The sequence below is a fragment of the Pseudalkalibacillus salsuginis genome, assembly GCF_021646685.1.
Classification (GTDB): domain Bacteria; phylum Bacillota; class Bacilli; order Bacillales; family Fictibacillaceae; genus Pseudalkalibacillus; species Pseudalkalibacillus salsuginis.
Genome location: NZ_JAKJHW010000003.1, coordinates 385,421 through 412,109, shown reverse-complemented (window position 1 = coordinate 412,109; position 26,689 = coordinate 385,421). Strand labels below are relative to the sequence as shown.

Annotated in this window: 22 protein-coding genes and 1 pseudogene; 8 read left to right on the top strand and 15 right to left on the bottom strand. The window is 38.7% G+C overall.

Annotated features, from left to right (window positions below):
- Nucleotides 1-457 precede the first annotated feature (457 nt).
- Entirely contained in the window at nucleotides 458-1,624 is a 1,167-nt protein-coding gene (locus L1611_RS11250; RefSeq protein WP_236313174.1) for an MFS transporter, read from the bottom strand.
- 109 nt (nucleotides 1,625-1,733) lie between these two features.
- Nucleotides 1,734-2,855, bottom strand: a complete 1,122-nt coding sequence (locus L1611_RS11245) for an NADH-dependent flavin oxidoreductase (protein WP_236313298.1) — start codon at nucleotides 2,853-2,855, stop codon at nucleotides 1,734-1,736.
- Nucleotides 2,856-2,984: 129 nt separating this feature from the next.
- Between L1611_RS11245 and L1611_RS11240 the strand changes: the two genes are divergently transcribed.
- Entirely contained in the window at nucleotides 2,985-3,863 is an 879-nt protein-coding gene (locus L1611_RS11240; RefSeq protein ID WP_236313173.1) for a LysR family transcriptional regulator, read from the top strand.
- A 290-nt stretch (nucleotides 3,864-4,153) separates the two neighbouring features.
- Nucleotides 4,154-4,819 (top strand): cyclase family protein, encoded by a 666-nt coding sequence (locus L1611_RS11235; RefSeq protein ID WP_236313172.1) that lies wholly within the window; start codon nucleotides 4,154-4,156, stop codon nucleotides 4,817-4,819.
- Nucleotides 4,820-5,226: 407 nt separating this feature from the next.
- Here the strand turns inward: L1611_RS11235 and L1611_RS11230 are convergent, their stop codons facing one another.
- Entirely contained in the window at nucleotides 5,227-5,817 is a 591-nt protein-coding gene (locus tag L1611_RS11230) for an NAD(P)H oxidoreductase (RefSeq protein ID WP_236313171.1), read from the bottom strand.
- 139 nt (nucleotides 5,818-5,956) lie between these two features.
- Between L1611_RS11230 and L1611_RS11225 the strand changes: the two genes are divergently transcribed.
- Nucleotides 5,957-6,817, top strand: coding sequence for a LysR family transcriptional regulator (locus L1611_RS11225; RefSeq protein WP_236313170.1), 861 nt, complete (start codon nucleotides 5,957-5,959; stop codon nucleotides 6,815-6,817).
- 146 nt (nucleotides 6,818-6,963) lie between these two features.
- On the opposite strand, the gene L1611_RS11220 is transcribed toward L1611_RS11225, so the two are convergent.
- Nucleotides 6,964-7,341, bottom strand: coding sequence for a hypothetical protein (locus tag L1611_RS11220; RefSeq protein WP_236313169.1), 378 nt, complete (start codon nucleotides 7,339-7,341; stop codon nucleotides 6,964-6,966).
- A gap of 21 nt (nucleotides 7,342-7,362) precedes the next feature.
- The gene (locus L1611_RS11215; RefSeq protein ID WP_236313168.1) at nucleotides 7,363-7,626 is read right to left on the bottom strand and encodes a DUF1292 domain-containing protein; all 264 of its coding nucleotides are present in this window, start codon (nucleotides 7,624-7,626) and stop codon (nucleotides 7,363-7,365) included.
- A 131-nt stretch (nucleotides 7,627-7,757) separates the two neighbouring features.
- Between L1611_RS11215 and L1611_RS11210 the strand changes: the two genes are divergently transcribed.
- Nucleotides 7,758-8,210 (top strand): hypothetical protein, encoded by a 453-nt coding sequence (locus L1611_RS11210; protein ID WP_236313167.1) that lies wholly within the window; start codon nucleotides 7,758-7,760, stop codon nucleotides 8,208-8,210.
- Nucleotides 8,211-8,231: 21 nt separating this feature from the next.
- Here L1611_RS11210 and L1611_RS11205 read toward each other — a convergent pair whose 3' ends face one another.
- From L1611_RS11205 to L1611_RS11195, 3 genes are all read right to left on the bottom strand, one after another.
- Nucleotides 8,232-8,396, bottom strand: coding sequence for a hypothetical protein (locus L1611_RS11205; protein ID WP_236313166.1), 165 nt, complete (start codon nucleotides 8,394-8,396; stop codon nucleotides 8,232-8,234).
- A 139-nt stretch (nucleotides 8,397-8,535) separates the two neighbouring features.
- Nucleotides 8,536-10,848, bottom strand: coding sequence for a thiamine pyrophosphate-dependent enzyme (locus L1611_RS11200; protein ID WP_236313165.1), 2,313 nt, complete (start codon nucleotides 10,846-10,848; stop codon nucleotides 8,536-8,538).
- A 17-nt stretch (nucleotides 10,849-10,865) separates the two neighbouring features.
- The gene (locus L1611_RS11195; RefSeq protein ID WP_236313164.1) at nucleotides 10,866-11,876 is read right to left on the bottom strand and encodes a 2-oxoacid:acceptor oxidoreductase family protein; all 1,011 of its coding nucleotides are present in this window, start codon (nucleotides 11,874-11,876) and stop codon (nucleotides 10,866-10,868) included.
- Nucleotides 11,877-12,427: 551 nt separating this feature from the next.
- Here L1611_RS11195 and L1611_RS11190 point away from each other — a divergent pair.
- The 4 genes from L1611_RS11190 (at nucleotide 12,428) to L1611_RS11175 (ending at nucleotide 16,612) form a co-directional block, all read left to right on the top strand.
- Nucleotides 12,428-13,924 carry a spore germination protein gene (locus L1611_RS11190; RefSeq protein ID WP_236313163.1) on the top strand — a complete coding sequence of 499 codons (1,497 nt, stop codon included), beginning with the start codon at nucleotides 12,428-12,430 and terminating at the stop codon, nucleotides 13,922-13,924.
- Nucleotides 13,925-13,956: 32 nt separating this feature from the next.
- Complete coding sequence (locus L1611_RS11185; RefSeq protein WP_236313162.1) at nucleotides 13,957-15,021, top strand: Ger(x)C family spore germination protein; 1,065 nt, start codon at nucleotides 13,957-13,959, stop codon at nucleotides 15,019-15,021.
- Nucleotides 15,021-16,118, top strand: a complete 1,098-nt coding sequence (locus L1611_RS11180) for a GerAB/ArcD/ProY family transporter (RefSeq protein ID WP_236313161.1) — start codon at nucleotides 15,021-15,023, stop codon at nucleotides 16,116-16,118. The genes L1611_RS11185 and L1611_RS11180 overlap by 1 nt, the downstream gene beginning before the upstream one ends.
- 251 nt (nucleotides 16,119-16,369) lie before the next feature.
- Complete coding sequence (locus tag L1611_RS11175; protein WP_236313297.1) at nucleotides 16,370-16,612, top strand: 2-hydroxymuconate tautomerase family protein; 243 nt, start codon at nucleotides 16,370-16,372, stop codon at nucleotides 16,610-16,612.
- Nucleotides 16,613-16,617: 5 nt separating this feature from the next.
- On the opposite strand, the pseudogene L1611_RS11170 reads toward L1611_RS11175, so the two are convergent.
- From L1611_RS11170 to L1611_RS11140, 7 genes and pseudogenes are all read right to left on the bottom strand, one after another.
- Nucleotides 16,618-17,105 (bottom strand): annotated as a pseudogene (locus L1611_RS11170) (GrpB family protein).
- A 298-nt stretch (nucleotides 17,106-17,403) separates the two neighbouring features.
- Complete coding sequence (ppsA, locus tag L1611_RS11165) at nucleotides 17,404-20,019, bottom strand: phosphoenolpyruvate synthase (RefSeq protein ID WP_236313160.1); 2,616 nt, start codon at nucleotides 20,017-20,019, stop codon at nucleotides 17,404-17,406.
- A 247-nt stretch (nucleotides 20,020-20,266) separates the two neighbouring features.
- Entirely contained in the window at nucleotides 20,267-22,591 is a 2,325-nt protein-coding gene (gene helD / locus L1611_RS11160) for an RNA polymerase recycling motor HelD (protein WP_236313159.1), read from the bottom strand.
- A 497-nt stretch (nucleotides 22,592-23,088) separates the two neighbouring features.
- Nucleotides 23,089-23,688 carry a DMT family transporter gene (locus L1611_RS11155; RefSeq protein WP_236313158.1) on the bottom strand — a complete coding sequence of 200 codons (600 nt, stop codon included), beginning with the start codon at nucleotides 23,686-23,688 and terminating at the stop codon, nucleotides 23,089-23,091.
- A 122-nt stretch (nucleotides 23,689-23,810) separates the two neighbouring features.
- On the bottom strand, nucleotides 23,811-24,788 hold the full coding sequence (locus L1611_RS20810; protein ID WP_322972549.1) for a DUF3231 family protein: 978 nt from the start codon (nucleotides 24,786-24,788) through the stop codon (nucleotides 23,811-23,813).
- 534 nt (nucleotides 24,789-25,322) lie between these two features.
- Nucleotides 25,323-25,784 carry a DUF2269 family protein gene (locus L1611_RS11145; protein ID WP_236313156.1) on the bottom strand — a complete coding sequence of 154 codons (462 nt, stop codon included), beginning with the start codon at nucleotides 25,782-25,784 and terminating at the stop codon, nucleotides 25,323-25,325.
- Nucleotides 25,768-26,526 carry an NAD(P)-dependent oxidoreductase gene (locus L1611_RS11140; protein WP_236313155.1) on the bottom strand — a complete coding sequence of 253 codons (759 nt, stop codon included), beginning with the start codon at nucleotides 26,524-26,526 and terminating at the stop codon, nucleotides 25,768-25,770. Before L1611_RS11140 ends, L1611_RS11145 begins: the two co-directional genes overlap by 17 nt.
- Nucleotides 26,527-26,689: the final 163 nt, after the last annotated feature.

Sequence of the window (26,689 nt, the reverse complement as noted above, 5' to 3'; positions counted from 1 at the left end):
GTTCTGTTAAAGAGGTTGTAGAAGACTTGATTTCAAAGCAAGTGAAGGATTGTTGAATAAAAGTAAATATTAATAGGGTGAATACTATGAGAAATAGAAGTTCGGTTGTTTTGACGCAATATAAAAAGGTCGGGCTTATTAAAAGAATTCGAGAAGGTTCAGTTTATTATGTATTTCCTGGAGGAGGAAAGAGCTATTCAATAAGCCCTGCCCTTCCAAAAACAAGATAAGATGTTAGTACTGTAGAACACCCGATCTGGAAATAAAAGTAACAAACATTCAGGTATGAGCTATTTGACAAAGAAAAAGCCATCCAACACTGATTTCGGCATTATTTCCCGCAATGAAAATCTCCGATATTGGCTGATTTGGCCGAATATTATGGGATTTTTTCAGGAGATTCTCTTAAGAGGGGATTATGAAAGTTCTGACACAAAAACCAAAGTTTTCAGGGTCTTCAGGATTTCTCAAATACTTGTTTCACTTTTATGGAAAAAGTAATCCAAGCCGTTATCAAAGCGAAAATGACGATTATACTACTCAGCCAAGGATTGTAATAGACCGAGCCTGTCGAATTTACCATAATTCCACCCATACCCGCTCCTAATGCCAATCCTAGTTGTGCAACTGAGGAGCTTACACTGATTGCCAAATCAGAGGATTTCGGTGCTTGTTGAATGAAATAAGTTTGCAATGCTGGAAAAGTCAAATTTGTAGCACCCACCCAAATCGCCATCACAAGCAAAGCAATAGTTACACTGGTAGCTAGTGAAGGTAGGAGCAGCAAAGCCAAAATATGAACCAACAATCCAAAGATAATTATTTTGATTGCCCCCCATTTATCCGCACCATACCCACTTAAATGAGTACCAATCATCGCAAATATACCGAGAATAAACAATGTCATGCTTACTATCGCAGTATCAATGTGCACTGTTTCTTTTAAAAAAGGAGTTACGTACGTATAGGAACTTCCATATCCACTGATTAGAAAAAAGAAGATGAACAATCCACCTACAATTTTCGGATTTTTTAATACGGAAAGTTGTTGTTTAATCGTTATTGGCTCATCTCCAGGCAGAGAAGGAATCATACGTGCAAGGACAATCAGGAGCAATATAGTAAGTGCCGCTAAAAGACTAAAGACCGTTTTCCAGCCAAACCATTCACTAACAACTACACCGAAAGGTACTCCGATTACGAGTGAAGTACTGACTCCCATTGCAATTGTACTTACGGCACTACCCATTTTTTCGGGTAACACTAACTTGGAAGCTACACTGAATGAAATCACACAGAATACACCGAAGCTTACACCATGTAATATACGTGCAAACATGAGTATAGTAAAGTTAGGGCTTAATACAGCAATCACGTTTGCAACCACGAACACAGCAAGCGCCCCCAACAAAACTTTCTTTCGTTCTAAACGGGACGTCATCGTGACCACAACTGGTGTTCCAATCGCAAATGCCAATGAAAATGCGGTTACAAGCTGTCCTGCAAGTGCAATCGTTATCTGAAGATCCCGAGCAATCATATCCACAATACCAGCAACGATCAACTCGGAAGTACCTGTGATAAATGTCCCTATAGCCAAAAGATAAATACTTGCATTATGCATTTTTGATATTGTTCCTTTCTCCTCAAAATATATTTCTTAATATTCAGTAATTTATCCTGACAACAGCTCTTGCATATTTTCAGAAATAGAAGGATAGATAGTCAGCATTTCATTGTTTAGTTTCAACTGGAAACCAACCTGGAACACTCAAAATTAAATTCCACTGTGCATCAGGTATCACTAATCTATCTTGGTCAACCTCTGCTAACGTTGTTTTAATGTATTCTTCATTTCCTTGAACAACCTTTTGAATCCAGTCAGGTTCCATAATGAGTTCGCGCCCCAGTGCAATGAGCGGAATACCTGATTGTAATGCTTTTATGGCATCCTGTGGAGTACGAATACTTCCTACCCCAATGATCGGAACCTGATCGCCCACACGTTCCTGAATAATTTCTAAACGAGGACGAGCATCGTCGATACCCCGTCGTGGACCAGTCCAATAGTGATTCAGCGAAACATGTAGATAATCCAATCCTATCGAAGCAAGAGCGTCTATAAACGGCAAAGTATGTGCCATTGTAATTCCTGGCGATGTTTGCTCTTCTGGAGAAACTCGATAGCCCACAATAAACGGCCGCTTTGCGTATTGCTTTACAACTCGTTTCACTTCATCAACTAGTTCCAAAGGAAACTTCATACGTTTCTCAAGGGTGCCTCCCCACCGATCACTCCGACGGTTGGAATGGGGAGAGAAGAACTGCTGAATAAGTCCACCATTCGCTCCATGTATTTCAACTCCATCAAATCCGGCTTCGATCGCACGCCGGGTCGCTTCGCCAAATGCTTGAATGATCTCGATAATCTCTGATTCTTTCAACTTACGTGGTAATGTGGCCCCTTCTTTTTCCTCAGGTATTGCGCTAGCACTCACGATTTTATCGTTTCTGGAAAAAGAAGATTGTCGACCTCCATGGAAAATCTGTAAGATTGCTTTTGCGCCTTTTTCCTTGATAACAGATGCAAGTTTCCTTAAACCGGGAATCATCTCATCACGATTAACGGCGGGTGCTCCTGCAAGCCCACCATTTTCCATTACCCATGTTCCAGCGGTTATGACCATGCTTACACCATTTGCACGACGGGCATAGTATTTTAATTCTTTATCTGAAATGGAACCATCTGCATTGGATGACATGTGAGTCATGGGAGCCATAATGATCCTATTTTTCAGCTGAATATTGTTTGGCAGAGTTAGCGATTCAAACATAGGTTGGTATCGATTATTCATATAAACCAGCTCCTTTGAAAAATAATATTTTGTTTTAGTAATTACATCATACTGTTGATTTATGATAAATAAAAATATATATTTAACCATATAAACATGCCTTATAGTATATGAATGTAGGTGAAACATATGGAATTATTGCAACTTAAATACTTTCAAACAGTGGCTCGACTGGAGCATCTGACCAAAGCAGCGCAAGAACTTCATATTGCGCAACCCGCTCTCAGTAAAACAATTTCTCGTTTAGAAAAGGATTTAGGTGTCCCTCTCTTTGATCGTCAAAAGCGCCAAATTCAACTTAATACGTTTGGACATATCTTTCTCAAGCAAGTTGATATCGCTCTTTCTGCGCTCGAAGAAGGGCGGCGCCAAATTGCTGATCAGGCGGAACTGGAACGCGGACGTGTTGTCATTGCCTCAACCAATCACCAATGTGATGCGGAACTAGTAGGTTCTTTTTTATCCCAATATCCTGAAAACAATCTTTTTATAAAACAAACCTCTTCAGAAAAACAAAATGTTAAACTTCTCCAGGACGGAGAAATTGATTTTTTTATCACTTCTCTTACACTGGAGAATAAAGATATTGATCGATTCGCTTTTGTTACGGAAGAAATATTTCTTGCTGTACCATCTAATCACCAACTCGCTGACCGACAAAGCATCAATCTAACCGAAGTAACCAACGAATCTTTCATCAGTTTAAAAGTAGGGGATCATTTTCGTGAACTGACAAGTGGATTTTGCAAAGAAGCCGGTTTTGTACCTAATATTTCATGTGAGGTTGATGAGATAGCTGCCATTAGTAGCTTTGTACAAACAGGAATTGGAGTTGCCTTTTTGACCAAAGATGCTTTGCAGAAAAATTCCTCATTGATTTTATTGCCTATTGAACAACCCATTTGTCAACGTACTTTTCAAATAGCGTGGTTAAGAAAGCGCTATTTATCAAGGGCAGCTCGAATGTTTCGCGATTTCCTGATGAATTACTATTTTAGAGGAGCCTGATATAATTTGATTTAAATTGACGAATGAATATGGATGGGAATTTAGACGATATTCGGCTCGTCAACCAGCTTTAATAGGGTAGAATCATCGAAATGAGAACCAAGAATCAGATATTGTAAAACAAATCATCCCATTGAAAACGCCGAAGAAGTTGAACATCATAACCAATATTTTAAATGAATTCATTCTTCAACAATCGGGTGTGTTTATTTAAGAACGCCTCTTATTTGTGTAAAGAGCCTTATGAACAATGTTTAAAATCTACTGTAAAGGGAGAGTGAATATGCAATATGAAGAATAAAGCTTATATTGATTTAAGCCATACTATTGAAAATGGTCTTATAACTTACAAAGGACTTCCTGCTCCAATAATTTGTGATTATCTAAGTCGCGAAGAATCTCGAAAACATTATGAAAAAGGAACAGAATTTCAAATTGGAAAAATAGAAATGGTCTCTAATACGGGAACTTATGTTGATGTTCCATTCCATAGATACCCAGATGGAAAAGACCTTTCAGAAACGACCATTGATAAAATGGCTGGCTTAGAAGGGGTTATAGTCCATGTTGATGAAAATAACAAAGAAATTGATGAAGAATTATTTTATGACCTTGATATAGAAGGAAAAGCAGTTTTAATTCATACAGGTTGGGACAAACATTGGAATACAGATCAGTATTTTGAAAACCATCCCTATTTAACCGAGAAAGCAGCAAAATATTTAGCAAGTAAGCAAGTTGCATTAGTTGGGATTGATTCTGTAAATATAGATGACACGTCAAGAAAAGTTCGCCCCGTACATACCATTCTACTGGGGCAAGAAATACTAATTGTTGAACACTTGTGCAATTTAAATGAACTCTTAAGTAAAGACTTCTTGTTTCATGCCGTATCGCCCAAAATAAAAGGATTTGGAACTTTTCCTGTTCGGGCTTTTGCGGAAATATTAAACTAGGGTAATGTTAAGTATGTAATAGTGTTGTAGAAAATAAGAAAAGCGCAAACTCCCTGTCCAGCCACGAAGGTCACTGGAAGTCCGACGAGGAGGCCAAACAAAGTTCGGTTCTGCGTGGCAAGCACTTCGACCTAAATCAATGTGTCAACCGCCGCAAGAGGTCTGAAGTGATCCAAGTGGTTGGGCGTTGGAGCTAGACATCAAGCTTATTCTACAACAGGGCACGTTTATACAATAACGTGTCTTTTCTATGTGGAAACTAAAAGGAGTTTATGTCGTATTGATTGATAGAAGTGATTGTAAAAAGAGAGATTAAAACTGTGAATCCAAAGGGTTTAATTTATCCAGTAACATAATAAATGCATTGGCTAAAGGATTTCCGCTTGGCTTTTTATTCTCTATATGATTCATGTAATGATGGGGCGATGTGTATAATGGAAACCTATTTCATAAGCTTGATTTAACCATTTCTCAATATTTTTTGAAGTGGGGTTTCCGACAGTGTCATATAAAAGCTTGACTTTTGAATTTGGAATTCCGCAATAACTGGCTAAACCTACATTAAAGTAATGATCGATCATTGTGTCATATTGTCTTTTTTCAAATCGTTCTTTTGGAGCACCTGCTAAACTTAACCATAATACTTGCTGGTGTTTAAGTTTATTCGGTCCATAGGCAAAGCCATAGTTCCATACACGGTCAATGTAACCTTTTAACATAGCTGGCATACTCCACCACCAAAGTGGAAAAATAAAAGCCAGGCTATCATATTCCATTAGTCTGTTCATTTCTTTCTCAACCTCTTGTGAATAGATTTGTTGATCTGAATGCCAATCTGGTTCATCTGACTCCCATAACACCGGATTAAAACTACTGCGGTATAAGTCTAATATTTCTGTTTCATTGCCTGAGTCCCTAACACCTTTCACAAAGTGCTTGGCGACCTGAAATGTAAGAGAGTTAATCCTCGGGTGGGTTACTACGGTAAGTATTTTCAACTACATTTCCTCCTTTTGATAGGTTAATACATGAACACAAATAAGTGTATCTATAGTATACAGCCGGTAATGAGTTCAGTAAAATAGATAAATATGATATTATAGTTCATTAATAATGATAATACTGAGAGGGATGCTAATGGAACTACGTCACCTAGTTACATTTCGTACTATTGTAGATGAAGGAGGTTTTAAAAAAGCTGCCGATGAATTGGGATATGCACAATCGTCCATCACAGCTCATATAAAGGAACTGGAAAAGGAGCTTGGTTACCCGCTTTTTGACCGTCTGGGAAAAACAATAACGTTGACTGAACCAGGGAAACGCTTTGTTCCTTATGCATTGGAAATTATTGAACTTTATTCAAAATCCAAAGAAGTTATAAAGGAAGAAAATGAACCAACTGGCCAATTGACGATAGGTGCTAGCGAATCAATTATGATCTATTGGTTACCTTCAATGATAATGGAATTCATGGATAAATATCCTAAAGTGGAATTAATCTTAAAATCCATTGATTACAAACATTTATCAAACCAATTGAAAAAAGGGGAAATAGATGTCGCTATCCTGGTTGAAAATAGTAATTGGGACCCCAAAGATCTAGTTTCTGAAAAAATACAAGAAGAAAAACTAATAATGGTGGAAAGCTCCAAAGATCCAAAGAAAGATACAATGCTCTTTACGGAATACTCATGTAGTTGGCGTCCAATTTTTGAAGATTATCTTTATGAACAAGGTAAAGCAAATTCGCTTAGATTGGAATTGCCTAGTGTAGAAGCTATTAAAAAATGTGTGTTATGTGGATTAGGAAAATCTATGCTCCCTCACTTTACAGTAAAGAATGAAGTTGAAAATGGAAAGCTCAAAGTAACCAATCTGGATGTCCCAAAGAATCCTATAGCTATTTATTCAGCCATACATAAAAATAAATGGCGCTCGATAAATGTGATAACTTTTTTAGAACATTTAAATCATTTAACTAATCCAATAGACTAAAACAAATGTGCAGCTCGGTAAAGACAAACGACTCGCATTGACGAGTCGTTTTTAGCTACATTCATTTTTATTGTCAAAAGCAAAGCATTGTCCAGAACGGTACCCTTTCGTCCAAACACCATTGTTTTTTGCAATAAATCTTTAGTTCACTGTTTATACTCGGCATTATAGGAATTCTCACCTGAATGGACTGATAAAAGGGTGTCTGCATATCCGACAAGACGATTGACGATTTCATCTGATACTGCATAAACAAGGTTGTGTAGTCCTGCCTTATGCAATGCCGGATCATCAAAAATGATCGTCGTATTGATAAAGAAATGTTTGGTATCGTAAAGGTTATAATGGATGATCGCCTTCCCTGCCGCTCCCCCTGTGACGATGTCTTTATAACTTGGCAAGAACACAAACCATTCTTTTGCAGTAGGGGATCTGAAATTTTTGGTGAATGTAAGCCTGCTGATTTCCTCATCAATTTGTTTTTTCATATCTTCATTCATCATGTCGATCAGTTTATCCACCATAGTTCCTTCTTTCCGGCCATATCAATCTGCTGGGTTTGCATCCACAGCGATTTCGTAGGCATCAAGAATCATTTCTTTTTTATCAGGATCATCAATGCTTATAAGATATTGCCCATCTTCTTCATTTTTCACCTGCATCACGATCGTATCATTATCATCCTCTTCCGGTTTCAATAATGCGTAACTTGAATCCTCCATATCAAATAAAGCCTCGACGGCAAATTGTTTTTGTACACCATTTTCATCTTCTACGGTTATATGATCTCTTTCTCGGCCATCAGCCATATCCAAAACCTCCTTTTCTAATTGGTCCCCATAAAACTTGTGCCATCTTTTTTGTAACGAACAAAGGTAATCGTCATACAATATTGCAGGTGAAACGCCCAAATTTTCTAAAACTAAGTAGGTGTTGTTCTTTGAGACAAAATGATATGTGGCAACCTGTCGTACTAGAGCTGCGACGCAGTTTGTTCAGTGAAGAAATGGTTTGCTCCATGAGTTCACAACTGTTCCATATTCCCGAAACGAAAGATTTAAAAGGGAATGCAGAAATGCATGAAAGTCTTGTTCCTGCTTCCTATCATCGCGTTACGGCAAGTGGCTCTGCACATAGGCTGGTAAACGGTGAACAACAGATGTCAATCGTCCAAACCTTAATCTCTTGCATACAAAACGCTCAAGAAAAGGATCGGGATGTTCGTAATGGATTGAATATTATGAGGGATGCAGCACCCGCCTCATACAAGCCATTTATCGAAAACATCATTCGCTGGCAGGACAATGCGGAAAGACACCTTCAAAACGCGAAACAATATACGATGCAGATTACTGGAACTAATGCTTGGCAGAATTCCCAACCAACCTATTAGGGATCAAAGAGCAATTAACTTTTAGTGATCGGAATCTTCTTGAAAATGTTCATTCAAATAAGGATTTTCAGTTGTAGCAAAGTTGACTGACTGGAGGCTGGACGCCGACTCAACTCCATAAAGTTCATCTTCTGGATTCTTCTTAGCGTTTTTGTTTTGTTTTTTCACATCGGTTTTCTTGTCCATTTTCTTCTCCTTTCAAGTGATGATTGGCAACTGTCCTATTATCATTTCCAGACATCCGCCTAAAGCTTCATCAATGTGTCTATTGTTATAAATTTCAAATTAAAATCCCTCTGGTGAATGACACTAGAGGGATCCTTTCTTACAAATATGGACTTTCATGTTTAGCTTTCAGCTGTTTCCATCGGCGTTCAACTTCGTCATCAAACATTTTCAACGTTTCATGGCTGTCTTCTTTCAGTAAATGTTTCGATTTTCCCATCAGTTTAAGCCACTCTGTTACATTGATCCGTTTATTTTTATCCTCTGGGTCATAGGTGATCTTCGTTTTTCCTCGTTCGACTTCATAAAGTGGGAAGAAACAGGAGTTGACTGCGGCTCCCACGATCGTCTGGCCTAGCTCATCCTTTGATTTCCAGTTGAGCGGACATGTGATCAGGATCTTTCCATATACCAATCCTTCATTATTGGCATACCATTGGGCTTTTGCAGCCTTCTTCAGCAAATCACGATCAAAGGCTTCTGTCCCAGTGAACACGTAAGGGATATGCGTTGCGGCCATGATCTGTGGTGTATCTTTGTGATGGAACGGTTTTCCGTTTTGAAAGCTGCCGACATTCGAAGTACTTGTCATATGTCCCATCGGTGTCGAATAGGATAGCTGGCTACCTGTGTTCATATAGCCTTCATTATCATACTCAAGGATGATCATTTTATGGTTACGGAGTGCTGTCCCGATTGCAGGACCCATCCCGATATCCATTCCGCCGTCACCTGTCACCATCACAAATGTAAAGTCATCACTCAAGCCCAGTTCTTCCAGTTCCCCGCGCCGTTTTCGTTCGTAAAACATTTCAACCAGGCCAGATAGCGTCGCGGATCCATTTTGGAAGAGGTTATGAATATAAGTCGCCTTATGGGAGCTGTATGGGTAACCAGTCGTAACGACCATTGCACAACCGGTATGGAACAAGGCGACAATATCACCTTCGATGCCTTTGAAGAAAAGCTCAAGTCCCGAAAAGATTCCGCAACCCGGACATGCGCCGTGGCCGGATGCCAGCCGTTTAGGCTTTTTTGTCAAGTTACGCAGCGGTGGGATCTTCACCTTCAGTTCTCCTGTTTTTTCATCGGGTGTGACGGTGACCAAGCCGGTATTCAGGTCTTCCTTTTTCATCGGATTCAAGACTCGCTCCGGTACATTTTCCGCCTTTCCAGGTGTATGTCCGAAGTAATCAAACGGTTTTTCGACATGACCTTTGTCGACAGCCTCCTGTGCCAATTGGTAGAAATGCTCCGCTTCATCCGCATAAAAATCCTTCCCACCTAATCCGTAAATCCGATTGATGACTTTTATGTTTACATTGCCATAGCGGTGAAGCGCCGCTCTTAATTCAAGCGCCATGTTCCCCCCGTGGCCCCCGTAAGAGTCTGCCCGATCCCCGACTGTTACAGCCTTGACATTCTTTAATACATCCGCCAGCTTCTTTTGTGGAAATGGACGGATCATATTCGGAGAAATCACTCCTGCTTTTATTCCTTTTGAACGGAGTTTATCAGCCACATCTTTACAAACTTCTGCTGCAGAATTCAGCATGAACACTGCTACTTCCGCATCATCCATACGGTATAGATCGATCACAGGATATTCCCTTCCTGTCAATTCCGCATACTCTTTCGAAATCCGCTCGAACACACTTTCCGCGTTATACATCGCTTCAGACTGCTGGTAACAGTTGTTGATGTAGTCCGGTTCATTCATATAAGGTCCAATGGTGACCGGATTTTCACGGTCCAGAGCGTGCGGGAAATCCGTCGGAGGCGATCCAATGAATTTATGGACGTCCTCTTTGGACTTGATGACCTGCACGCGCCGCTTTTGGTGGGAGGTGAAGTAGCCATCAAAAGACACAATCACAGGAAGCCGGACTTCAGGATCCTCCGCCAGTTTGATTGCCATAACGTTCATGTCATAGACAATCTGGGGATCACGGGCCATCAGAATCGGCCATCCCGTATTCAATGCAAAGTATAAATCCGAATGATCGCCATGTATGTTCAATGGACCTGAAACAGAACGGTTCACCAGATTCATCACCATAGGGAAACGGGTTCCGGATTGGACCGGAAGTTGTTCCAGCATATACAGGAAACCATTGGCGCTGGTTGCGTTGAAGACACGTCCGCCACCGGTCGCTGCTCCGTAACAAATACCGGCTGATCCATGTTCACCGTCAGCTGGGATCAAAACGATATCATGCTCCCCTTTTGCTTTCATGCCATCAAGGAACTGGGCAACTTCCGTTGAAGGGGAAATCGGGTAATACCCCATGACATGATAATTGATTTGATGTGCTGCATAGGCTGCCATTTCGTTGCCCGATTCAAAAACGACACTTTGTTCGATTGTACCTTGTGGACTTATCATATTTTCCTGTTTTAAATCGATGGTCATTCATTTCCCGCCTTTCATCAATTTTGGCTCATCAGATCAAATAAATGGGGCACCCGGTTTTTGTCAGCATAGCCATCATTATATTCTCTTTCATCTGTAAGCGCCTCCACAGGGCACGCTTGGACACATTTGAGGCATCCCTTGCAATATTGGTAGTCGATCCCTTTCAGGAACATTTGCGGTCGGCCCCTTTTGTCTTCTTTTTCTTCCCAAACAAAGCAAAAATCAGGACAAACCGTATCACATGCTGCGCAATTGATGCATTTATCATCATGGAAATGCGGTAGCATCCCGGCCCGTGAAATGCTCAAATCTTTGAGGATGCTGTTCCCTGGATTGGTGATCGTACCGCCAATCGGCTGTGTCTGATAGCCAAGGGCAGGCTCAAATCTTTTGAAGGGTCTCGGTGCCGTTCCTTCTACAGGTTCGAATGTCATGAATTCGATTTCATCAAATCCCCTGTCAAAAGTTCTGATATTCGGCTCTACAAAATGCGGGTATTTCTTTTCGAACGTTCGACGGATCGTATCTTTCATTGAATCCGGATCAAGGAAGTCGAGGATTCGATAAAGCGCACCCAGCATAGTGGTATTTACTTTCGTCTGTTCCTCAAGAGCAATCTCGGTAGCGTTGACGACGGCTATTGTCCCGCTATCTATTTTCATTAATTGTCTCAGTTCGTCAGGTGATCTTTGTGAGTTGACTAGGATGGTACTGTCAGGATAAATTCCACTTGCACAATCGGTTGTTTTAAGTAAGGCTTCATGGAAAATTCCTACGACATGAGGGCGTTCGATAGGTGTGGTGTCGCGAATGTGTGTGACTGGATCGCAGAAACGGATATAAGCTTTTACAGGGGAGCCTTTTTTTTCAGAACCGTATGAAGAGAATCCGACTCCATTCAATCCATTCCCAACGACTCCATCTTCCGAGAGCATTTTTCCAGCCAGGTTAGCTCCAAGGCCGCCAATGGATTCTAGGCGTATCTCAAAGAAACCTAACTCATTGACTTTCGGTAATTTTGCCAAAAGTATTCCTCCAATCTGAGTTTAAAAGGTTTTTAACACGGGAGTATGAATATTAACAATTTTCTAATAATTATTCAAAAATTATTGTAACAAGATGTTAAAAAGAATACAACACATATTTTTAATAATCCTAAAATATTGAAAACAGAAGATCCGATTGTTGATATTAAAGGGTTGCAGGGGAATGAATAAAAAATTTTTTGATATATAACAGATATTATTTTGTATTATAACAGCAGCGAATGTGGATAACAGACTTCTACTTTTGCTATAAGTGGTTGAATAACCTACTATTTGTTTTCTGTTTTTAATAGTCAACAGGTTGAGGTTTTTGTTATTAAGGGGAAATTAGAATATTCTGCTACTTATCAAACCACCTAGGTTAGGTGCAGAATTTTTCTATTGTGACGTTTTTCACTCTGTTTCTTATCCTTTTTTTCTCTAAATTAGCGTGAGGATTCATCGAAGACAAATAAATAATAACAACAGAAATTACGCAAACTAGTTAAGAATAATACTTGATTGTTTTCATATGGGGAGGTGATGGTTCCTTGTGGAATTTCATAAAACAGAAAAACAATTCAATACATGATTTGTTTGAAGAGCTGTCTAAATCTGATGATTTTTACCAGTTTTCCACTAGAAGCGTCCATGGGTCACCCATATATTTTTCCTATTATAAGAGCCTTATTGATGAAAAGAAAATGCATCATCATCTCCTTCCATATATTCAATCTGCAGAGAAGGAATTTGAAGAGCTTTCGGATTTGATGAATGTCATACCTATAGATGAACGAGAAATCACTTCCGATGCTAAGGTATTCATAAATAAACTGACAAAAGGCTACATATTCATTCATTTAACGAAAACTCCTGAGAAAGGTATTTTAGTTAATCTTTCGAATGGAACGAAAGGTTATAGAGATTTTAATGATGCTGAAAATGAATATAGTGTAATCGGGCCAAAGGTAGGCTTTGTTGAAGATCTTGATACAAACCTCAGCCTATTAAGAAGGCAAATTACATCTGACGATCTTATCTTTGAAGAATTTACTAAAGGATCTTATTCAAACACTCGGATTATGATTGGATATATTGATGGAATTGCAAATCCACAGCACATTCAAACAATGAGACAACGTCTTGAGGATTTAGATATGGATGTTATATTCGATAGTTCAATACTAGATCAGATTATTTCTGATAACTCAAATACACCTTTTCCGCTATTCATGTCTACAGAACGTTTGGATCGTACCACCTATATGCTTTTACTTGGACAAGTAATCGTTATTACTGACGGTTCACCTTATGTTATCGCAGGACCTACCAGTATATTTCAATTTTTTGTATCCCCAGAGGATTATTACTCACCGTGGTCAATAGGGTCTTTCTTTCGATTAATACGATTTATAGGTGTCCTCTTTTCAATTTTGGCAACACCAATATATGTCGCAGTATTAACACATCATTATGCAATCATTCCGCAAGATCTGTTAACTCCTTTAATCATGTCAAGGGCAAATGTCCCGTTTCCTCCTTTACTGGAAGCTTTATTTTTAGAAATTACGATAGAACTCTTGAGAGAGGCAGGAGCCAGACTGCCGACAAAAGTTGGCCAAACTTTGGGGATTGTTGGAGGTATTGTAATTGGGCAAGCCGCTGTCCAAGCTGCACTTACAAGTAATATTTTATTAATCATCGTAGCTCTTTCAGCACTTGCTTCTTTTACAACTCCTATTTTCAAGATGTCTAATACGATTCGGACATTAAGATTTCCACTTATTTTCTTAGCTGCTATTTGGGGAGGTTTTGGGGTAACCCTGGGTCTAACTTTTATCCTGTGCCATCTATTAAGGTTAAAATCTCTTGGCACACCCTATTTGGCACCTGTATACCCATTCAGGTACAAAGATTTAAACGATAGTTTTATTCGATCTTCTTTAAGCGTCACGACAAAACGGTATACCTTCATTAGACCTCTAAAGTTGCATAGGTACAATGTCAAAAAGCATAAAGACATCGAGGATGACTATAATAACGAATAACTTATTTCTCTATTAAAAGGTTGTGGGACCTGATGAAATTTTTAAAAATCCTATGTGTCCTGTTCTTAATAGCAGGATGCTCTAGAAATAAAATAGTCGAGGATTTAAAAATAATTGAGTCATTAGGCTATGATCTTGAAGATAACAAAATAAAAGGGAGCGCCGCTTTCTCTGTTTATTATGATATACCAGCAGAGGCACCAGTAAAACTTCTTACAGCAGAATCTGAAACTACAAATGGAATATTTACGATGTTTACGCAACAAGTACCACACCCTATTGAAATTGGAAAAACAAGAACAATAGTAATGGGTGAACCTTATGCAAAAGAAGGTATTAAAGATTTAATGGATACGCTTGTCAGAGACCCAATCATGGGAAACAATGCAACAGTGGTAATATCAAAGCAGGATGCTGCTGAAGTTCTTAGTCTTGCTATGAGATATCCACCCTATCATCTCTCTGATGTAATTGAACAAAATATAAAATACGGGAATACGCCGCGAACGAACATTCATACAGTTTTAAATCAATACTTTGGTGCAGGACAAGATGTTTACTTGCCTGTCTTGTCCATTTATGAATCTGAGAAGATAATGGTTGATGGTTTAGGAATTTTTAAGGGTAACAAATTGGTGATGCACCTTCAGGATAGAGAAGCGTTCCTCATTAAAATCATTGATGACAAAAATATTAGGGGTACTTATGAATTCATCAGCGAACAGAATGAGAAAGTCTTTCTAAAAGTTATGCATGGAAAACGAAAAGTCTCCATTACAAATACTCATCAAAAACCAACGGTGAACATTAAACTTGATTTGTTTGCTTTTATGAAAGATTACCCAAAGTCTTTTGATCTTTCTAAAAAGAAAGATGTAGATAAATTATCTACAAAAATCGAAAAAGAACTAAACACAAAAATTGAAAAGTTATTGGAAGAGTTTAAAAAGGAACAAGTAGATCCTTTGGGATTTGGAGATTTAGTTAGAAGTGAAAAACGGGATTGGACACAAGATAGCTTTAATGATCAATACCCTAATCTGGAATTTGAAATTGAAACGAAGATACACTTTCTAATGACGGGAGTGGAGGGATAGTGGAGCAAAAAAATCAAGATAAATATTTAGTTTCTACTTTTTTTGTTTTCTTTTTGATTCACTCGTCTCAAACAGGGATTGGTCTTCTAAGCTTTCAGAATACGATTATTGAAAATGCTGGACATGATTCATGGATCTCAGTAATTATCGCTGGTCTAAGCCTTCATATTATATTATGGATGATACTAAAAATGGTAAGTAACCCTACCAAAGACTTGTTAAAAATCCATCAAATTTGTTTTGGCGAAAAAATAGGGGATTTTTTATCGGTTATTGTTATTGGATACTTTTTACTTTTGGCTCTTACCGTTTTTCGTACTTATATAGATGTTATACAGATATGGGTATTCCCAATGATTAAAACTTGGGAGCTTAGCCTAGGGTTAGCATGTATAATCATTTATATCATTACCGGAGGATTCCGAACATTAACAGGAATAAGCTTCCTAGGAGTGGTTCTACCTTCTATTCTTCTGGTAACGTTATATTTTCCTTTACAATATGCTAATTTTAGAAACCTAATGCCGGTTTTAGACCATTCAATTCTAGAAATAGCTCAATCCTCTAAAGCATCTTCACTAATATATATTGGTTTTGAGACCTTGTTGATTTACTTCCCATTTATTAAGTACCCTTCTAAATCTGCAAAGTGGGCACATGGAGCATTAGCCTATACAACTTTCATTTATCTCTTGGTTACATTGATAACCTTCGTTTATTTTAGCCAAGGTCAACTTAAGCATACATTATGGCCGACATTGGTTATTACTAAGATTGTTGAATTTCCTTTTATCGAGCGATTTGAATTTATTTTTATCTTTACTTGGCTTTTGGTTATACTTCCAACCGTCTGTATTCCTATCTGGTGTTGCACTAGGATCCTAAAGAAAATAACGAAAATTAAACCAAGAAAATCTTTATATACGATTATGTCATTAATATTGCTTATCAGCATCTTTATTGATGACCGTCTGAAAGTAGATGCACTAGGGAAATTCACCTCAGAGGTAGGTTTCTATTATATATATAGCTACATACCCCTATTATTTATCATTTTTTCCATACGTAAAAGCAAATTAAAAAGCTCTGAGTATTAGGTCAATGAAAACCTAAAAAATAGCTACTTTAAAGGATTTGGTGTTTAAGTAATTAAAATTTTTTCTGTGATTACTTTTTGACTTTGGTTATCTCACTGCTATTTATGCAGTTGGCCAAATGCTAACAATAGACTGAATCCTGCCACCTTATACGCAAATTTATAATTCTGCTTTGATAAGTGCTGCTAGCGTAATACTAATTTGAGCAATGTGTCTTGTAAGCGGAAATCGATATGATCCCAGTACCAAACATGAAAAGTTCTCCATTAAAATTGAAAGAAGGAATATTCAGGCCATACGTAAATATTAAAATTACAAAAGAAGATATTACTCCAGAAAAAAAAGCTCAGCTTATAAAAGGCGCAACACAATTACTTGTTGATGTCTTAGGGAAAAATCCAAACACAACTGTTGTAGTGATTGATGAAGTTGATACTGATAATTGGGGCATTGCAGGTGAAACAATAACTGTTCGTAGAAAAAAGGGTCAATAATTAAATCAATTATTTTTTTCTAATATATTATTTATAAACGCTGTTTTACCTGACGTATAGGAAGTTCGGTCTTTCATAGTCTTTGCTAAAGTCCTTTTAATATTTTCATACTCAGTTACCGCTTTTGGGTTATTACGAAGGTAATCTCCAAATGCTAAATGCCTTGCAAGTTCTTTACTATCTTTGTTACAAACATAAAGGTGATGTTCCATCCATTTTGTATCTTTTTCACCCCATGGAGTAGATGTATCTCTTCTACCAAACTGCTTCTCTACCTTTAAAGCTCCATTCTTCTTGGTGAAAATACCCTATCTTTTCAAGTGCATTAATAACTTTAGGAAAGACATCGTAATCTTCTATTACAATATCTATATCCAAAATTGGTTTTGCTCCAAGCCCTTGGACAGAAGTGCTTCCAACGTGTTTCAATATCAATAATTAAATCATTTAAAGACTTACTTATTACTTGTTTTATTAATCTGAATTCCTTTATCCATCGCTCATCGAAATTAATTATTTTTATACCAGAATGAGTTAATCATTGCTCCCCTTATTTTTTTGTTTCATTAGTTACTATAGAATATGGTTGATACATGAAAAGACACGTTTTTAAATAAACGTGCCCTTTAATGAATAACTAAAATATGGTCTCAATCCTAAAATCACTTAATTCCTCTTCAACTAAAACACCCTTTAGTTAAACAAAAAACCTTAAACATAAAAAGGATAATTCTATAACAAAAGATAAGAATTTCAATATAACATCTTCCATACTGTAAGGTATTCAGCAATCACAATATTTCGATATATCCTTCTGTTCCATGCACACGAATTCGTTGCCCGTCCCTTATCAATTCGGTAGCATTTTCCACCCCGACCACTGCTGGTAAGCCATATTCACGTGCGATAACTGCTCCATGGGTCATCAGTCCACCAACTTCGGTGACTAGGCCTTTTATGGATACAAACAATGGTGTCCAGCTAGGGTCTGTAAAAGAGGTGACTAATATATCTTCATCTTCTAGATCAGCATCTTCCATGTTTAAGATAACACGAGCTCGTCCCTCTATAACTCCAGAAGAAACAGGTAGACCTACAATAGCTTCGGCTGGGAGATTTTCTCGTTTGTACTCACCTACAATGATTTCACCATCAGACGTTATAACACGTGGTAGAGTTAGTTTTTCATATAATTTGTACTCGTCTTTTCGTTTGTTGATGATCTGATAATCCAGTTTGTTTGTACGTACCACTTCGTGAAGTTCTTCAAAAGTGAGATAGTATATATCTTCTTTTTCATGAATAACGCTGGCTTGTACGAGTTGTTCGGCTTCTTTCAGTAAAGCCTGCTTATAAACGAAGTAGCGATTAATCATGCCGTATTTTGGATATTCACGGTAACCGATGAAATTCCGGATTAGGTTAATCATTCGTTTTGTTTCTTTGGCTTTTTGTTCACCATCTGGTAATTGCTTCAATCGATCTAATAACTCTTGTTCTTTTTTCAAAGCTTCCTGTCGCCCTTGCTCAAATTTCCGATTGCTAGCATTAGGCTCAAAGTTATTGATATTACTAAGAATCATGGGGACAAGTGTAGTTGGTTTTTCGCTCCAACGAGTTTTAGTAATATCGATTTCCCCGGTACATCGCATTCCGTATTTGCTGAGATAATCATAGATAGCGTCTTGGGTTTCCTGTCCACCATCAAACTTAACCAGTTCATCTAAAAAGTTATCATCTTTTACTTGTTGTAAATAATTAATTACTTCTCGATAAGGACGAATCACATCTGCGACATCCAATAGCGCCAGACCCATTTCCGAAGTAATATTGTTTGATACAGATTGTGAAAGCGTATCTGCTACGTTTTTTTCACCTAACCACTTGTTCATTTTTTCATTGATCCATGATGAAGCATCCATAGCAGCCATAATCACACCCGAGCTTTGTGGATCGAATAAAATCTTCTTTAATTGCTGGATATCTTCTAGAATAAAAACAAATAAATCCGGTCCTGATTTCGTTTGGATGTTATGCTTTAACTCTTCTATCGATGTTTGACTACGCTTAATCAAATCAGAAACGATTGTCGGATCGTTTTCGATTTGTGCTTGTAAATCCGCAGACGACATACCTTTATTGCTTTTACCGGGACTCTGTTCTTTTTTATCATTTGGTAACGATATTATAAAATCTCTTCGCTCTATTATGGTCATAAGTGCGTCTTTTATGAGCGGATCGGAATGTCCCAGGGTATCTAATAAAATTTCTTTGCTAACAGGTGAGGCCAGATTATGTGTGATATCAACAAACAACCTTCCACCAGCTTTACGCATGGGTGCAGGAGTCGTTAACAGGAAAAAAGACAATCCCAATGGTTTCATGGGGTCGGTCATCATTTGTTGGTGACCAACAGATACATAAACGTGATTTTCCTGATCATTTGCTTCAGGGATGGGGTATAAAGTAGTGATTGGCCGACTCTGGACAATATAAAATGTATCATCAACCAAACACCATTCGATATCTTGTGGGTAACCAAAATAAGCTTCGATCTGTCTTCCGATGCATGCCAGTTGTAAAATTTGGTGTTCAGTAAGTGTTTGAGTCTTTTGCTGATCAGGATCGATCTGCTTTGTCTCTGTTCCGCCTTCTTTTCGTGCATATATAGCCAACTTTTTGGTAGAAATCGTCTTCTCCACAATACTACCTTCCCGCACTTTATAGTTGTCCGCAGACACTAAGCCAGAGACAAGCGCCTCACCCAGTCCAAAGCTAGCATCGATCGACAGCACCTTTCGGTTTGAGGTAACTGGATCAGCTGTAAATAGTATTCCGGACGCTTGTGGGAAAATCATCCTTTGAATGACAACAGACAGATAAACCTTTCGATGGTCAAATCCATTTTGCATGCGATAAATCACTGCACGATCAGTAAATAGTGAAGCCCAACACTTACTAACATGTTGTAAAATTGCATCTTTTCCTTTGATGTTTAGATAGGTATCCTGTTGACCAGCAAAGGAGGCATGGGGTAAATCTTCAGCAGTTGCACTGGAACGAACTGCATAAGCATGTTCATTGCCAAACTGGGAGAGATAGTGAGCAACAGCTTTCACAACATCGGAAGGAATTTCTACTTCCAAAATGATTTTCCGGATCTCCCTGCTGATTTCACCAATCTGATCTCGATCCTCTACTTTTAGCAGTGCTAGTTGATCCAACAATGCGTGGAAGGCTTCATTTTTTTCGAGGGATTTTATATTAGCTTTCGTCGTAACACAAAATCCTTCTGGCGCTTGTATTCCATGAATCTTCGATAGTTCCCCTAAATTAACCCCTTTTCCTCCGACCACCATTTGTCTCGTATTATCAATCTCCCGAAACTCTAGAACATATGGTTTCATTTTTTTACCTCCCATTTATCGCTCAATACCAAGGCGAATCGTATGACAAAAATTGTTCACGTTTAAATGTATCATCGAAGAAGCACCTTCACTTGATTAATACTAAAATGGTTAGTTAGTAATGGTATAATTAAATTATGGAAAAGGACAGTTACCGATTATTTATCATAACTGTCCTATTTTTGTAACAAATCGTTCTTGAACGATCCTGCCCGTTACTTTAAAACTAAATCCCTCTTCCATTTTTCTAACTAAGCCTCTCTGGAGCTACATTGAGTAAAAAAGGGCTTGGTTCGCCTACAGTATAAATCTGCAAGTAATGCATGGCCCGTGTGCAAGCAGTGTAAAACAATCTGCGCAGGCTTTCATCTCCATACATATGTTCTGATGCGTCATAAATGATGACGGCATCGAATTCGATACCTTTGGCTAAATACGCAGGGATGACGACTACTCCTTGCTCGTATTCAATCAATCCATTTTTGATGAGTTTGATCCCTTCGATACTGCTCAGGGCATCATAGGCAGCAGTGCATTCTGAAGCGGATTTGCAAATAATCGCGATCGTATTATACCGACGATTTTGTAAGTCTGCTATTTTAGAAGTAATGGAGCTATGCAGTTCGACGTGATTGGACAATCTGGTCAGCCTAGGCTTTTCTCCGTCCCGTTCAAAAGCATGAATACGTTCACCATTTGGCACGAGTTCTCTTGTAAATTCTACGATCGGTTTTGTGGATCGATAGCTGCGTGTCAGGTTGATCACGTCTGTTTCTTCATACCCGTATAAACCGGTAAGCGTATTGAAATCAACCCTTTCACTGGCATGTGCAAATATCGCTTGGTTAAAGTCACCGAGAACTGTCATCCTCGCAAAAGGAAACAATCGTTTCAAAAATTCAAATTGAAATGGAGAATAATCTTGTGCTTCATCTACAAGTACATGCTTAATCGAACTGTTCGTCTGAAAGCCTTGAATCAGCTCCTTCAAAAGTAAAAATGGTGTTGCATCCTCATGTAACAATTTTCGTTCATCCAGCATGTTCACAGTCAATGAGCAAATATCCGCCCACCCATCAGGTATCTTTCCTTCCATCCAATCTTTTTCCCGTGTAGTGAAAAGCTGCTTATAAATTTCAGTTATATTGATAAAACGTAGCGTCCTGATCCGTTTCCGCAGAGGTTTGAATTTCTTTCGAACAATCAACTTGCCTAGCGCATTTCTTTCCATCTCATATTCGTCAAACGACCCTTCCTTAAAACCACGTTTTTTCCGTAAGTAGGCATGGGCTTTTTGGTATTCGTCATTGCTAAGCAACTCGATTGCTTCCTCTACCCATGGCTTTTTCCGTTCGAGCTTTTCAGCTTCACCGAGTCTGTTGTTCAGCCATTCTGTCAACTTTTCAAGTCTATTGTGAAAGCGGAGCGAGGTGTCGACTTTGTAAAACCTTTCAGTCATTTCTTTGGCTGAGATGATCGGTTTTCCTCTGAAGTTGATTCCTTTGAAGACCATGCCGGATGATTCAAGTGATTGCCTATAGTTCTTGATCATCTCGAAAAAACGTGTCGATGCCTTGAATCGGATACTTTCTGTCCTAGTCCGATAAGAAGGGGAATCAGCTTTTGTCAATACATATTCCAATTGCTCGTAAGGGTCCTCGACTTGAAATGTATGGCCTAACCTATGGTCCAGGTATTCCTGGAAAGTGACCTGCTGCATATTTTCCTCGCCAAGTTCGGGCAGAACTGTGGATACATAGCTGTTAAACATAGTATTAGGCGAGAATAGGATGATTTGATCAGCTTTCAGCCACTCACGATATTTATAAAGCAAGTAAGCGATACGCTGTAGAGCGGCTGATGTCTTGCCACTTCCAGCAGCACCTTGAACGATGAGAAGCCGTCCACGGTCGTGCCGGATGATCCTGTTTTGTTCTTGTTGTATGGTGGCTACTATGCTGTGCATATGTTTGTCTGTACCTTTACCAAGTACCTGCTGTAAAATCTCGTCCCCAATGGTGATACTGGTATCAAACATCGACTCAATGGCCCCATCACGAATGATATATTGCCACTTTCCTTCCAGCAAACCCTTGATAGTGCCTTCTGGTGTATCGTATTCAGCCTGACCAGGTGGGTAATCATAGTAAACGCTTGAAATCGGTGCCCTCCAATCGTAAATCAGGAAGTCTTCACCATTTGCATCCGTCAGGGTTGAGACACCGATGTAGATATGTTCTACGGTCGGTTCTCCATCTTCTTTAAAGTCGATCCGGCCGAAGTATGGTTTCTTCTTCATACGTCGTAACGCGGACAAGCGCTTGACGGATTGTTTATGAGTACTTTGCCTAATAGACAGGTTTTGGGACTGCTGCCTCAAACTGATGATAGTCTCAAGATAATCATCGAACGTATCGGTGTTGACCTTGACATCTTCCCAAAAGTGCTTCCGAATATCGATCACTTCTTCCTGACGCAGGTCTTTTTCATCTTCCAGCTTACCGATCTGCTCCGTGATCGTTTCCATTACACTGTCCAATCTTTCTTGTTCCATCTGAAGTCCTTTTTTCATATAAGCACTCCTTTTCAAAATAGCTGTTATTCTTTATTATCGTATTGGGAAAATCCTCTCGCCTTTCTACGAGCAGACCACAAGCCTCCTCTCTTTGGAATCTCGACGATTTAAATAAAAATTTTAATAGGGGGTTGACTAGAGGTTGGTTATAGTGTAAAATTAAAATAGGGATAATATGTTTATTTTTATATAATTTACATATATCTATATTAACGTATCACAATTTTTCATGATTATCAAGATACAATTCCCCTACTTGTATTCCCATACCAAAAAAACAGCAAGGTATATCGTTCTCCTCTACTGTCTGCCTATGTTTTTTCGGCGAAAGGGAATGGATATATAGTATATCGTATTAAATAAAGAAGAAGCCCTCTCACTTAGAGTGACTTCTATTACTACTTACTTATTACCGCTTATTGACAGGAACCGACAAATGACATTAACTGTCTATGAACCATTAGAAACATCCCCCATGCTACTACATCAAAATACTATTTTGCTTTTTTCTTCCCTAAGCTCATTTTTTTCGACCGAAACAATTCTCCAAATGCTGAACCTCCTAAAATCAACAACGCCCCGGCTATTTGCACATGACTTAACTTTTCTCCTAAAATGACAGCTGAAAAAATCAATGCCGACAGCGGCTCCAAATATCCGAGGATTGACACTGACTGAACGGGCAAACCACCAATGGAAGAAAAATAAAAATAGCAACCGATTCCAGTACATACAACGCCTAATAGCAGTATGGGGATCAGATTTCCTTGTATAATGTTGACCGAAAACCCTTGCTTTAAACCTATAAAAATTGCAACCGTTATAAAGCTAGTAAATAACTGGCACATGGCGTTTTCAAGTCCTTTTATACTTTTTACCTTTTTATTGAAAACCACCATAATGGCATATGTTATTGCCGATAATATTCCACAAATCAATCCCCAAGAAGTTCCGTCCTGTGACAAAGCTTGCCCGTTTACACAAAGCATTCCAATTATTACAGCAAGAAACCCAAGTAGTTTGGCACTTGTCATCTTTTCCCTAAATGAATGATTTCTTACGCTGCTAATGTTTAACTTTTTCCAAACATCCATCTTTGAACTTGGCTGGACGTCTGCTCATTTGGGGGCATGAGACGGTGGGTTTCGCTTATGGAATTCGTGTTCGACCTATTTACTGAGAAGTTTCCATTTCTTGAATAGTACCTGCCACGTTTCTATTTATGTGACCAATTAGATACAGGTGGTTCATTAAACCAATTTTTCCTTATTAATAACTTCAGCCCTTTCTCTGAGTAGTTTTCAATCATCTTGATTAGTTCCTTTAAAGAATCTATATGATCCATTTTATAACTGGATACCACTGCATTTTGTAGGCTGGTTATACTTACTGGATTAAGGAACATTATTAAGTTTGCAATTAATTTATCTGAAAAAGGTGATTCCTTTACTTTATTAACGTGAGCCTCTAGTCCAGTTGTAGTTGGAATTCCATTTTCTCTATAGATATCGGATAAAGAGGCTGATTGATAAAATGCTAATTTTTTCCCTTCTAGTATAAATTTCTTTGTGTCCATATCCTCTACGACTTCAGAAAAACCGGTACAAAGAGCAATTCCAACATTGTTACATTGAAGGGCACTGAACATATTTGCCAATTCTACCGCATTAAGTGGCCGTTGCTGAGTTGATGCCACTTTGAATAGTTTCCCATCCCTTTCATCTGCTTTTTTATAAGAGAACGAATTATTTTGTAACAAATCTTTATCATTAAGCAATTTTAATAAAGATAAATCTAATTGAATTACATCAATAAGTAATTTTTTATAAAAATTTTTTACTTTATAATCTGTTAATTCAACATATTGAACAGCAAGTGCTCGCAATCCATTACCCGTTATATGCTTTAAAATCTCTAGAATTAATTGATCTGAAAATAGTTTTGTTGATGAACTATATATATCATCTTCCCTGAAGAACGGTGTATCTTTATAACCTTCCTCAGACAATAATTGAGTAGCCTCTTGTTCTTGATATGTAGAGATTTCATATATTTCATTTAAAATATTCCTTAAATCAGTATCCTCAGAAGTTTCACTAAGATATTTTAATAATAAATTGATCATGTTTGAACTTGATTGTAAGTACCAAAGGAAACCTAATTCATTTACGTTCATTTTATCCCACCTAAAGATCCAATTTCTTTTTTTAGTTTGTCAAAAAAATTCTTGATTATTCATGAATCAGTAATTCTTCCTTTCGAATAGGAACAACATTTTATATATCCGACCAAACTGATGTTGGTAATATAATGATTCAAAAATATTGAGGTGAATATCTAAAGCTAACTTCCTTTAATGGGGGAAAGTGAGTTATTTTGTAGAGGGCGAACAGTTTTATGGCGGGATCAAGTCCCCACTGGCGGAGACGTTCCACCCTGGCATTCGAACGCATAAATTCCATTTCATCTTCAAACATTCGATTTAATATTTCCGTTGCCTTAGTGCTATTGTCGCTTAATGATTCATAAAACCCACCCTTCATTTTGACCGCTACGTTTTAATAATAGAACATGGGAACTTCGATTTGTTGCTATTACATTCGCAACGGCATTGATGCGGAAGTTTATATACGGAACAAAAGGCTGCCACACGGCAGCCTTTTCGATATTGATTCTTCCCTTCCTGGGGCTACCCAGGGGCCGATTGTTAAAAGGGTTGACGGCTTCTTTAGAATGGTTTAAGGATCATAAGTATGGTTATGGCAATCATAAGCAGCTGTGACGCCGTTTCGATTGGTACGATCTTTTTCATCAATCGACCGAGCTCGGAGGGTACTTCATCCCCTTTGCTTTGACTTATAGATACAATCTCCATGATCTTTTTCATGCGCGGCTCGATCAATCCCTCGATCGTGGCGACCATGAGCAGCGATAAAAGGATCGATATATTTAGCCACATTTGGGACAACCCCATCTTCGTTATGATCATAAGCCAACCCCCGGTAATAATAAGTACGGCTCCGCCAATTTTAGGCAGGATGGCAAGCTTGTTTGTTACATCAAAAGCAAAGCGCAACTGGCCGACGGTTCTAGCGGACCTTCGAATGACGGGTACCACTAAAGCGGGACCGATTACCGCGATAGAAGCCAATATGTGCAAAACGAGGATCCATTCAAACAAACTCACCATCTCCCTTTTTGCTCCTTAGCACACCGGAATCGCTTGGATAGGCGAGTCCGACCCTTTTCCTCTTAAAAGGCCCTCCGAACTCGATATGGTCCAGCATGCATTTCACGACATCATCATAAGCAACATCCAGCTCTTGAAGCCGACTGAACAAGTAACCGGCTATATCGGCCTCGGATAATTCCTTGATCGTCTTCGGAATTGATATGGGCAAGGTTTCCGTTGTTACATGCAGATTAACCGACGCCGGAGGTTCTATCGAATCAATCATAGTTCCCGGACACATAATTGACCAATCAAGCTCAGACTGCAGCAGTCGTTCAAAATTCCGGTTGTGATTTTTATACGCAGGCGGGAATCCGGGCAGATTGTTGCCAATGAGATCAGTATATGGAATATCCAGCAGGCCGGCACCTCCCATTACCCATACCCTCCCGGAAAAACTAGGGTGGATTTCACATTGGCTTATAATGTTATCAACGAGACGAACGAACTCATCTCCTTGACCTGCATGGCCGGCAGCAATAATAGCGGCGTCTTGATGCGAAAGCGCCTCGCCGACGCTTACTGGGTTTATGATATCGTCCACGACCACCTTCACATGTTTGGCAGAACGCTCTCCTTGCTGTCCAAAAAACTTCTCGGAGTTTCGCACGAATGCGGTCATTTCATGTCCCATTTTACACCCTTGCTCCAGCGCTCTTCTCCCCGTATTTCCCGTTGCTCCGAAAACAATAATTTTCATCGTTTTTTCCTCCTTTTATAATTGACTCCCGATATTTCATCTCTGGATTGACTCAAGCTTAGCATCGTTTAAAAATCTTGATAAGAACCCACTTTAATGTAAGGTCCTTACTTAAAAGTAAGCATTAAGCAGAAAGGGTTATCCATGTTGGTCCACGGCGAAA